This is a genomic window from Streptomyces sp. NPDC093801, from assembly GCF_040701585.1.
Taxonomy (GTDB): domain Bacteria; phylum Actinomycetota; class Actinomycetes; order Streptomycetales; family Streptomycetaceae; genus Streptomyces.
In genome coordinates, this window is sequence record NZ_JBFBDP010000010.1 from 177,952 (window position 1) to 187,876 (window position 9,925).

General features: G+C 74.3%; 9 protein-coding genes. 6 read left to right on the plus strand and 3 right to left on the minus strand.

All coding sequences use genetic code 11. The features are described 5' to 3' along the window. Nucleotides 1-30: 30 nt before the first annotated feature. Complete coding sequence (locus AB0469_RS13990; protein ID WP_366451581.1) at nt 31-711, minus strand: bifunctional DNA primase/polymerase; 681 nt, start codon at nt 709-711, stop codon at nt 31-33. A 219-nt stretch (nt 712-930) separates the two neighbouring features. On the opposite strand from AB0469_RS13990, the gene AB0469_RS13995 reads away from it, so the two are divergent. Then, nucleotides 931-2,313: a transcriptional regulator gene (locus AB0469_RS13995; RefSeq protein ID WP_366451582.1), complete on the plus strand. Its 1,383-nt coding sequence runs from the start codon at nt 931-933 to the stop codon at nt 2,311-2,313. Between the two features lie 90 nt (nt 2,314-2,403). Further along, nucleotides 2,404-4,179: a hypothetical protein gene (locus tag AB0469_RS14000; protein WP_366451583.1), complete on the plus strand. Its 1,776-nt coding sequence runs from the start codon at nt 2,404-2,406 to the stop codon at nt 4,177-4,179. A gap of 5 nt (nt 4,180-4,184) precedes the next feature. Here AB0469_RS14000 and AB0469_RS14005 read toward each other — a convergent pair whose 3' ends face one another. Further along, entirely contained in the window at nt 4,185-5,588 is a 1,404-nt protein-coding gene (locus AB0469_RS14005; RefSeq protein WP_366451584.1) for an ABC transporter substrate-binding protein, read from the minus strand. A 196-nt stretch (nt 5,589-5,784) separates the two neighbouring features. Between AB0469_RS14005 and AB0469_RS14010 the strand changes: the two genes are divergently transcribed. Both AB0469_RS14010 and purU read left to right on the plus strand, forming a co-directional pair. Beyond that, nucleotides 5,785-6,231 carry a hypothetical protein gene (locus AB0469_RS14010; RefSeq protein ID WP_366451666.1) on the plus strand — a complete coding sequence of 149 codons (447 nt, stop codon included), beginning with the start codon at nt 5,785-5,787 and terminating at the stop codon, nt 6,229-6,231. A gap of 14 nt (nt 6,232-6,245) precedes the next feature. Further along, complete coding sequence (gene purU, locus AB0469_RS14015) at nt 6,246-7,124, plus strand: formyltetrahydrofolate deformylase (protein WP_366451585.1); 879 nt, start codon at nt 6,246-6,248, stop codon at nt 7,122-7,124. Between the two features lie 55 nt (nt 7,125-7,179). Here the strand turns inward: purU and AB0469_RS14020 are convergent, their stop codons facing one another. Beyond that, a complete protein-coding gene (locus tag AB0469_RS14020) occupies nt 7,180-7,695 on the minus strand; it encodes an EF-hand domain-containing protein (RefSeq protein ID WP_042816978.1) in 516 nt (171 codons plus the stop codon). A gap of 289 nt (nt 7,696-7,984) precedes the next feature. Between AB0469_RS14020 and AB0469_RS14025 the strand changes: the two genes are divergently transcribed. Next, complete coding sequence (locus AB0469_RS14025; RefSeq protein WP_042816979.1) at nt 7,985-8,563, plus strand: sigma-70 family RNA polymerase sigma factor; 579 nt, start codon at nt 7,985-7,987, stop codon at nt 8,561-8,563. Then, nucleotides 8,560-9,783, plus strand: coding sequence for a maleylpyruvate isomerase N-terminal domain-containing protein (locus AB0469_RS14030; RefSeq protein WP_366451587.1), 1,224 nt, complete (start codon nt 8,560-8,562; stop codon nt 9,781-9,783). Before AB0469_RS14025 ends, AB0469_RS14030 begins: the two co-directional genes overlap by 4 nt. Nucleotides 9,784-9,925: the final 142 nt, after the last annotated feature.

Here is a 9,925-nt window from a genome sequence, read left to right on the forward strand (position 1 = left end):
CATGAACCTCCGGACACGTATGTCAGAAGGCTAGGCCGGGCGGCGGCCCCGGGCCGCGGCCGCCTCGCTGCCGCAGGCGTACGCGAGGGCGTCGATCAGCTCCTCGGTGTCCGGCAGCCACCGGTTCGCCGGGGTGGGTTTGCGGGCCCACTGCACCGGGCCCCTGCCGCCGTAGCGGGTCGGCGGCGCGGCCACGTACTCGCCCTCGCCGCGCGTGGTCAGGTCGATGGCGTGCGGCAGCCAGCCGAGCTTGCGCACCAGGTCCGGGACCTTCGCCCCGGCGCCCGGCAGCACGAAGAACAGCATCCGGTGGTCGGGGGTGAGGGTGACCGGGCCGAGCGTGCGCTGCATCCGCTCCAGCCGGGCCAGCGCGAGGAAGCCGGCGGAGTCGGGCACGTCCAGGACGTCGAAGGTGCGGCCCGTGGGCAACAGGATCGACGCGGCCGGGTGCTTGCCCCAGATCCGCCGCACGCCGACGGCGCTGCCCGAGGCCAGGGAGCGCCAGTCCTTCACGGCCGGGTGGGCCCCGGGCGCCGGGCAGTCGGCGACACCGCAGGAGCACAGTTCCCGGCCGTCGCCGAACTCCAGCCACGTACCGGCGAACACGTCCCAGTGCCGCTCTTCCACGTACCGCACGGCATGGTCGAGCAGCAGCTCGCCGCGCTGCTGGGGGATGGGTGCGGTCTCCGTGACTCCGATGGTCTCTTCCACACCCAGCACAACTCCCGGGGTCACAGGGGGTTACGGGGGTGAACGCGCCGGTCGGCGCTGCATCGATCCTGCACGCGGGGCGCACGGGTGCATGCGCGGGGGCGCGCAGGAGGCCGGGGCGCGGCCGATGGGTAACGACACGTCGCAGAGAGGAAGATTCTCCGCACTTCAGGCGGGAAGTGATCATTCCAACGATCACCCGCGTCTCAGGGGGTTTTCATGGCAGCCAGGCCTCTCGTCGCCCGCCAGCCCAACGAACGGCTGCAGGCGCTCATCCAGGAAGCCGGGTGCTCCAATGCCGGGCTCGCCCGGCGCGTCAACATGTGCGGGGCCGAGCACGGCCTCGATCTCCGCTACGACAAGACCTCCGTCGCCCGCTGGCTGCGCGGCCAGCAGCCGCGCGGCCGGGCGCCCGGCATCATCGCCGAGGCGCTGGGGCGCAAACTCGGCCGGACCGTCACCATCGACGAGATCGGCATGGCCAACGGCAAGAACCTCGCCTCCGGGGTCGGCCTGCAGTTCTCCCCGACCGTCGTCGGCGCCATCGAGCAGGTCTGCGAGCTGTGGCGCAGCGACGTCGGCCGGCGCGACTTCCTCTCCGGGTCGAGCGTGGCCGCCTCCGCGCTCGTCGAGCCCAGCCGCGACTGGCTGATCACCGGGGCCGACCCGCAGGTGGCGCGCAACGGCGGCGCGCGCGTCGGGATGTCCGACGTGGAGGCGGTCCGGGCCACCACCGAGGCGCTGACCGACCTCGACCACCGCTTCGGCAGCGGGCACGTGCGGCCCGTCGTCGTGCACTACCTCAACTCCGTGGTCTCCGGGCTGATCGGCGGCTCGTACCGGGAACCGGTCGGGCGGGCCCTGTTCGCGGCGGTGGCGCGGCTCACCGAACTCGCCGGGTACATGGCGGTGGACACGGGCCAGCCGGGCCTCGCCCAGCGCTACTACATCCAGGCGCTGCGCCTGGCCCAGGCGGCGGGCGACCGCGCCTACGGGGGCTACGTCCTGGCCGCGTCGATGAGCCACCTCGCGGCCGAACTGGGCAACCCGAGAGAGATCGCGCAGCTGGCGCGGGCCGCGCAGGAGGGCACGCGCGGGCAGGTCACCCCGAGGGTCGAGGCGATGTTCTACGCGGCGGAGGCGCGCGGGCACGCGCTGCTCGGCGACGCCCGCTCCGCGGCGGTCCTGTCGGGCCGCGCGGTCACGGCACTGGAGCGGGCCGAGCCGGAGTCGGGCGACGACCCGGTGTGGATCCGCCACTTCGACCAGGCCTACCTGGCGGACGAGCTCGCGCACTGCCACCGCGACCTCGGCCAGGCCGACGCGGCGGGCCGGCGGGCGGAGGAGGCGTTGCGGGGGCTCCCTGTGACGAAGGCCCGCCGACGGGCGATCGGCCTGCTGCTGCTGGCCGCGGCGCAGGTGCAGCAGCGGGAGGTGGAGCAGGCCTGCCAGACCGCCGCGAAGGCCGCTGACCTGCTGGGATCCCTGCGCTCGCGGCGGGGCGCGGAGTACCTGGAGGACTTCCGGGCGCGGCTGGAACCGTACCGGGACGAGGCGGCGGTGAGGGAGTTCGGAGCGCGGCTGGAGGTCCAGGTGGCCTGACGTCGACACGCCGGGACCGGGTAGCGTGACCCGACGGCCGCGCGGGTTCCCCCGCAGCGCGGACGTCGGAGAAGGCGAGAAGGAGTCCCGGTGACGGAGAACGGACAAGGGGGCGTCCCCCAGCCCGGGACGCCGCAGGCCGGGCAGGCGTGGGCGGCGCCCGCGTACGGGCTCCCGCCCGCGCAGGACCCGCAGGGCGCGCCGCAGCAGCAGGTGTACGGGCAGCAGGGCGGGCCGGTCCAGCCCGCCTACGTCCCGCCGCCGGAGCCCGGCGGCCCGGCTTACGGCTACCCGCAGGCGGGTCATGCCGCCGGCCCCGGCCACGAGGGGCCGGGCGCCCCGCCCGGCTACGGCTACCCGCCGCTGCCGGGCGGCCCGGCGGGGCAGCCGGCGGACGCGGACGCGCCGTACGCGGCCACCCAGTACGTGCCGCAGGTGGGCGCCGACGGTCCCGCGGCCCCGTACGCCCCGCCCGTTCCGGGGGGCCCCGGTGCGCCGGGGGCGATGGTGGCGGGGGCCGAGACGCAGGTCGTGCCGCAGGTGGGCGGCGGCGCGCCGCCGTACGCGCCGCCGGTGCAGGCGGGTCCGGTCGCGCCGATGGCGGACGCGGCCACGCAGTACGTGCCGCAGGTGGGCGCCGGCGGTCCCGCGGCCCCGTACGCCGCGTTCGCTCCGGGGGGTCCGGGTACGCCCGGCGCCATGATGGCCGGGGCCGAGACGCAGGTCGTCCCGTCGCTGGCGCCCGGGCCGGGGGCACCGGCCGCCGGCGCCGCGGCGCAGTACGTCCCGCCGGTGCCGACGGGTGGTGCGGCGGACGCGGCGACGCAGTACATCCCTCCGGTGCCGGCGGGCGCGGGTGAGGACGCGACGCAGTACATCCCTCCCGTTCCGGCGGGTGCTGTGGCCGACGCGGCGACGCAGTACATCCCCCCGGTGCCGGCGGGTCCGGGCGGTGGTGCGGCCGACGCCGCGACGCAGTACATCCCTCCCGTCCCCGCGGGGCCCGGCCCGGCCGGCGGCGCCGAGGGGTTCGACGGGCTCTTCCGGGACGGCGGCGCCGACGCGGGGGCCGGGCACACCCAGCAGCTGCCGCCCGTCACGGAGCCGGTGGCCCGGCGGACGCCGCCGCCCGCGCCGCCGCAGCGCCGCGGTCCGCGTCGGCCCCCGGCGCAGGCCGCCGCCCCGCAGCAGCAGTTCCAGGCCCCGCCCCCGCCGGCGCCCGCGCCCGCGCGCCGGATCCCGCCCGCGGTGATAGCCGCCGCGGTCTTCGGGCTGGCCGTGGCCGGGCTCGGGGTGGGCGCCCTGCTCAGCGACGGCAAGGCGCAGAACAACGACCCCGTCTCGGTGCCCGCGACGGGCGGCGGGTCCGCGGCCGCAGACGCCCCGGGCGGGTCCGCGCCGGTGGACCCGGCGCGCCCGCAGGCCGTCCAGCTCGACAACCTGCTCGCGGACGCCAACGACAGCCGCACCGCGGTGATCAAGGCCGTGGACGACATCAAGGACTGCAAGAACCTCGGCCAGGCGGCCCAGGACCTGCGCGACGCGGCCCGGCAGCGCGAGGAGCTGGTCACCCGCCTCCAGGACCTCAAGACGGACCTGCTCCCCAACCACGCCCGCCTCACGGCCGCGCTGACCAAGGCGTGGAAGGCCTCGGCGGACGCGGACAACAGCTACGCGGACTGGGCGGACGACGCGGGCCACGACAAGGGCGGCTGCAAGGACGGCAAGGCCAAGCCGACCGACGACGCCGCCGACGGCAACAAGTCCAGCGCCGAGGCCACCAAGGCGAAGGACTCGGCGGCGGCCATGTGGAACACGATCGCCGCCAAGTACGGGCTCACCCGGCGCGACAAGACCCAGCTGTAGCGGGGTCAGGCCGAGCGCGGGGCCGATTCCAGGGTCGCGGTCATGTCCACGTCCTGCTCGCCGAGCTGTGCGACGAGCCGGCCCTGCTGGACGACCTGGAAGCTGACCCGGCCGTTCACCAGCCGCGGGAAGCCGGCCACCGCCCGCATGTCCTGGTAGCGCCAGCTCAGTTCCGGGGTGAGGTTGCCGGTCGGGATGCCCGGGGTCTGGTTGAGCATCCGGGCCAGCTTGCGGGCCGTGACCTCCTCGTCGGCCTTGAACTTCTGGACGACCTGGTTGAGCACCGTGTACGCGATCCAGGTGGTCTGGGCCCCGCTGTCGTCGGCCTCGACGGTGTCGTCGCCGAAGGCCTGGTCGCTGATCACCTTGCGCATCGGCGCCCACAGCGGGTCCGTCGACACCGGGTACCAGCTGGTGACGTAGGCGCCCTCGAACGGGCTCTCCTTGCCGCCGGTGCGGTCGACCAGGGCCTGGCTGACGCTGCCGAGGACGGAGGAGATCTGCGGGTTGCGGTGGAGGGTGGAGTCGGCGCGGCGGAAGGCGTCGAAGAAGGTCTCGGTGCGCTCGCCGAGCACGGCCGTGACGCAGCTCTTGGACGAGGTCCCCTTGGCGGCGGCAGTGGCGCCGGAGGCGCCGGAGGGGGTGGTGGGGCCCGCCGTGGCCCTGGACGTGCCGTCCCCCTTGGCGGCGGGCGCCGGGCCGGCCGTCTCCTTCGCACCGCCCCCGCCCGGGCCGGCGCCGGCCAGGGCCTCGCGGGCCTGCGGCATCAGGTCCGCGGCGTCCTCGGCGGCCCGGATGTCGGAGGCCTCCGGCGTGCCCCCGGCCTTCAGCCCGGCGTTCAGCAGCACCGGCATGGTGTCCCCGGCGAGGGTGTCCGGGCGGACCAGGGACACCTGGGAGCAGGCCTTGCCGAGCTGGTGGCCGGCGCCGGCGAGCAGCGCGGGCTGGCCGCCGTTGACGGGGTAGGACAGGGTGCTCTGGAACTCCTCCGGGGAGACGCCGTAGCCGCCGATGAAGGGGATGCCCTCGGCCTCCAGCGGGGCCATGAAGGCACGCCCGTACTGGCTGTACGAGCCGACGACGGCCACGACCTTCTTCGTGATGGCTTCGCGGGCGCAGTCGGCGGCGCCGGTCGCGGTGTTCTTCTCGTTGCAGGTCAGGACGCGCAGTTTGCGGCCCTTGATGCCACCGTTGGCGTTGATCCAGCGTTCGTACGCCTTGGCCATGCCGGGCATGCCGGGCATGTTGGTGGCCTTGGTTCCCATCGGAGCGAAGGTCATGACCGTGAGGGTGTCCCCGGAGCCCCCCGAGCTCCCGGGGACCACCCCGCACGCCGTGGTGAGACACGCACCCGTCGCTGCGGCAAGGAGCAGGCGGGACAGGGGGGTGGCGCGTCGGTCTTTGGTCATGTCCCCCGACCATTCCGCCACAGGGGTAACTGGGTGCTGAGGTGTACGCAACATCCGGTGACGCCCGGGTGAACGCCCGGGGGCGGGGTGGGGATAGGTGCGTCAAGATCGCATTTGTGGGGAACGTACGATCGAAAGCGTGACATTCGCCCAAGGTTCGAAGAACTCTTCCCGCCGCGGCGGCCGCTCCTCCACCATGGGCGGCATGCCCCTCAACGACATGCCGTGGTGGCGCTGGCGCAGCAACGTGCGCTCCGCGCTGCACATGCTCTCCGACCCCGCGTTCCAGGAGGAGGTCTGGCGCGCCGGCGTCGAAGGCCACGGGGACGTCACCGACGCCGTGTACCGCCTCGTCGAGGACACCTGGCTCGACAGCTGGTCCGCCGACAAGTACATAGGCACGATCTTCCGTGACGCACAGGAGGCCGCCCTGGTCGACCTCGCGGTGCTGCGGGTCCTGCGGATCCTGCACCAGGTCGGCCCCGACGCCCCCGTGACCGCCTACCTGGACGACCCCGCCTGGCCCGAGGCCGTGCGGGCGTCGCGCGAGGCGCACGTACGGATGTCGACCGCCGACGGGGAGGACCCCGACGAGCGGCCGACCTCGGTGGACGTGCTGAAAATCCTCACGCGCGCGGTGTGAAAGGCTATGGGGTCATGAGCGACCCGCAGCCCGGGGCCCTGCCCCAGCCCCAGTACGTCCTGACCGTCTCCTGCCCCGACAAGCAGGGCATCGTCCACGCCGTGTCGAGTTACCTCTTCATGACCGGCTGCAACATCGTGGACAGCCAGCAGTTCGGAGACCGGGAGACCGGGCTCTTCTTCATGCGGGTGCACTTCGAGGCGGAGCCGGAGGTCACGCTGGACAAGCTGCGCGCCAGCTTCGCGGCCATCGGCGACAGCTTCAGGATGGACTGGCAGATCCACCGCTCCGACCAGCGCATGCGGATCGTGCTGATGGTCTCGAAGTTCGGCCACTGCCTGAACGACCTGCTGTTCCGCGCGAGCATCGGCGCGCTGCCGGTGGAGATCGCGGCCGTGGTCTCGAACCACACCGACTTCGCCGAGCTGGTCGGCTCGTACGACATCCCCTTCGTGCACATCCCGGTGACGAAGGAGACGAAGGCCGCCGCCGAGGCGCAACTGCTGGAGCTGGTGCGCGCGGAGAACGTCGAGCTCGTGGTCCTCGCCCGCTACATGCAGGTGCTGTCGGACACCCTGTGCAAGGAGCTGAGCGGGCGGATCATCAACATCCACCACTCCTTCCTGCCGAGCTTCAAGGGCGCGAAGCCCTACCACCAGGCCCACGCGCGCGGTGTGAAGCTGATCGGCGCGACCGCGCACTACGTCACGGCCGACCTCGACGAGGGGCCGATCATCGAGCAGGAGGTCGAGCGCGTCGGGCACGAGGTCACGCCGGACCAGCTCGTGGCGGTCGGGCGCGACGTGGAGTGCCAGGCGCTGGCGCGTGCCGTGAAGTGGCACAGCGAGCACCGCGTCCTGCTGAACGGCTCCCGCACCGTCGTCTTCGCGTAGCCGGGCCGGGCGGGCGCGGCGCCGCACGGCCCCGCCCCGCCCTTCCGGCCGGGCGCTACGCGTCCGGGTCGACGCCGCAGTAGGCGGCGAAGGCCGTGAGGATCTCGGGCTCCTCGATGCGGCCGTCGCCGTCCGCGTCCAGGGCCGCGGCCACCTGGGCGGCCAGGTCCGGGGCGGTGCCCAGGACGCGCAGGACGCGGGCCGCCGTCTGCGGGGTCGCGCCCGCGCCGTCCTCGTCCGCCACCGCGACCACCGCCGCCAGGAACGGCCGGGCGATCTCCGCGAACCGCTGCGGGTTGTCCCGCAGCCGCTTCGCCGCCCCGGTCACGAACTCCTCGCGGGACACCCGCTGGTCCCCGTCCACGTCCGCGATGCCGGCCATGCCCTGCCAGAAGGCCTCGGCGCCGGCGAACAGGGCCTGGCCGCGGTCCGAGCGTGCGGTCACACCGAATTCGGCCAGCACGGCGCGGGCGGCCGTACTGAAGTCCTCGCGATCGATGTAGCCGGATCCGTCCTGGTCGAAGGTGGCGAATCGGGAGGCGATCTTGCGCTCGTACTCTGCGCTGTCCATATGCGGCGTTCCGCCTTCACATGTGCGTTGGGGTGCACTTGAGGTGCAGATCAAGACAGGCAGGAGCGTAAGCCCTCGATGGCCTGCGCGTTAAGCGGAGCGGTCGACGAGGTGGCCGCATCGAACCCGCGCACGGGGAGCGCGGCGGGGCGCGTACGCGTGTGCGCAGCGGGGCCGGCGGATCCGGGGTAGCACGCGGGTCGCGCGTGCGGGGGAGGTTCCCCCAAAACAGGCGCGCTCCGGCCGGTGGCGACTACATTTGACGGGTCGACACACGGCTGGAGGCACCATGGCGAAGGACGTTCCACCGCGCTGGGACCGCCGCATGCAGCAGCGTCTCGCACGCGGTGAGGCCGCCGCGCTCGGCGAGCTCTACGACCGTTTCGCCTCGCTCGTGCACAGCCTCGCCCACCGGGTGCTCGGGGACGAGAAGGCCGCGGACCGCATCACCCGCGAGGTCTTCGGCTACATCTGGGAGAACCCCGACGCCTACGACCCCAAGCAGGGCTCCATGCGCTCCTGGGTCGCCCGGATCACCCAGGGCCAGGCCGTCGCCCGGCTGCGCCAGGCCGAACTGGGCCGGGGCTCGCGCGAGGAACTCGAACAGAAGGTGCGCAGCGCCAACGCCGCCGCCCGCGCCGACTACATCGTCACCTCCATGCCCGCGCCGCTGCGGGCCGCCCTGGAACTCGCGTACTTCAAGCGCCGCGACTACCGGCAGGCCGCCGCCGACCTGCAGATCAGCGAGGACGAGGCGCGGCGCCGGCTGCGGCTCGGGCTCCAGCTGCTGTCGACCGCCAACGTCCTCCCCAGGGAGGACACCGCCCCGCCCGGATACGGCCCACGCGGATACGGAACCACCCGATGACCGGACCCACCGATGACACCCCCGACGACGCGTACGAGCCCCCGGCGGGCGGTTCCGCGCGGATACCGGGTCCCCGCGCGGCCGGTGACGACCTCGAACCGCCCGAGGTCCTGCCGTCCGCGCCGCCCACGCACGCCGTACTGAAGTCCCTGCTCGGGGCGTGGGCGCTGGCCGCCTGCTCCGCCGAGGAGACCCAGGCCGTCGAGGACCACCTCACCGAGTGCGCGCCCTGCGCCGATGAGGCGCTGCGGCTGCGCGACGCGGTCGGGCTGCTGCACCCGGAGGAGAGCCTCGACCTGAAGCCGCTGCTGCGCTCGCGGGTGCTGGAGGACTGCCTGGGCAAGCGCCCGGCCCGTATTCCCGTACCCGTGTGGGCGACCCCGTACGACACCGAGACCGCACGGCTCGACGCCCTGCTGCGGGACTTCGGGGAGTCGGAGTGGGACACCCCGGTGCGGCTCAAGTGGTTCGAGGAGGAGCGCCGGCGCAGTCACCGGACCACGGTGGCGGGCGTGATCGGACACCTGCTCACGGTCGACGGGCTGGTGGCCACCGCGCTGGGCCTGGACGACCCGCTCGGCCCGCAGGCGCCGCCGGCCGGTCCCACGGGCCGCACCGAGCACTTCTGGAACTCGGCCGCCCCGCCGGGCCGGAAGGTCCGCGAACCCTGGCGGGAGCAGGGGCACACCCTGGTCCGCACCGTCTCCTTCGCGGGCCGGGGCGTGGCCGAGCTGGCCGTGGACTACGGGGGCTTCGCGCTGCCGCTCGGGGACGCCTTCCTGGAGCGGGCCTTCGAGTGCTGGGTGCACGCCTGGGACATCGCGGAGGCGGTGGACTACCCGTACGAGCCGCCGTCCGGACCGCACCTGCACCGCATGATCGACCTCGCGGCCCGGCTGCTGCCCGAAGCCCTGGCCGGCCGCCGCCGCGCGGGCCTGGCGGCACCGGCCCGCAGTCTGGTCGCGGCGGGCGCCCCGGGGCGCACCCTGCACCTGGAGATCGAGGGCGCGGGCGGGGGCGGCTGGGACATCGCCCTGGACTCGCCGGCGGCGAAACCCTCGCGGGAGCACACGGTGGCGGAGGTCGCGCTGGACGGCCTGGAGTTCTGCCAGCTGGCCGCCGGCCACATCTCCCCGGAGGACGCGGCGGTCGGCCAGACCGACGACCGCGAGGCGATCCGCGACGTCCTGTTCGCGGCGGCGTCGCTGAGCCGGCTGTAGGGCCGCGCGCACCCGTGCGCGGCTCCGGGGGTCCGGAGCCGCGCACGGGGTGGCCGGGCGGTCGTGGGTCAGGCGGTCGGCAGGGCGGTGACGAGGGCGGCCGGGACGCTGACGACCTGGTCGAAGGAGGCCTTGCCGGGGC

Bases quoted from the DNA above. Each gene is read 5' to 3' on its own strand.
- AB0469_RS13995 (WP_366451582.1), top strand. From the start codon at position 931: ATGGCAGCCAGGCCTCTCGTCGCCCGCCAGCCCAACGAACGGCTGCAG.
- AB0469_RS14005 (WP_366451584.1), bottom strand. From the start codon at position 5,588: ATGACCAAAGACCGACGCGCCACCCCCCTGTCCCGCCTGCTCCTTGCC.
- AB0469_RS14010 (WP_366451666.1), top strand. From the start codon at position 5,785: ATGGGCGGCATGCCCCTCAACGACATGCCGTGGTGGCGCTGGCGCAGC.
- purU (WP_366451585.1), top strand. From the start codon at position 6,246: ATGAGCGACCCGCAGCCCGGGGCCCTGCCCCAGCCCCAGTACGTCCTG.
- AB0469_RS14020 (WP_042816978.1), bottom strand. From the start codon at position 7,695: ATGGACAGCGCAGAGTACGAGCGCAAGATCGCCTCCCGATTCGCCACC.
- AB0469_RS14025 (WP_042816979.1), top strand. From the start codon at position 7,985: ATGGCGAAGGACGTTCCACCGCGCTGGGACCGCCGCATGCAGCAGCGT.
- AB0469_RS14030 (WP_366451587.1), top strand. From the start codon at position 8,560: ATGACCGGACCCACCGATGACACCCCCGACGACGCGTACGAGCCCCCG.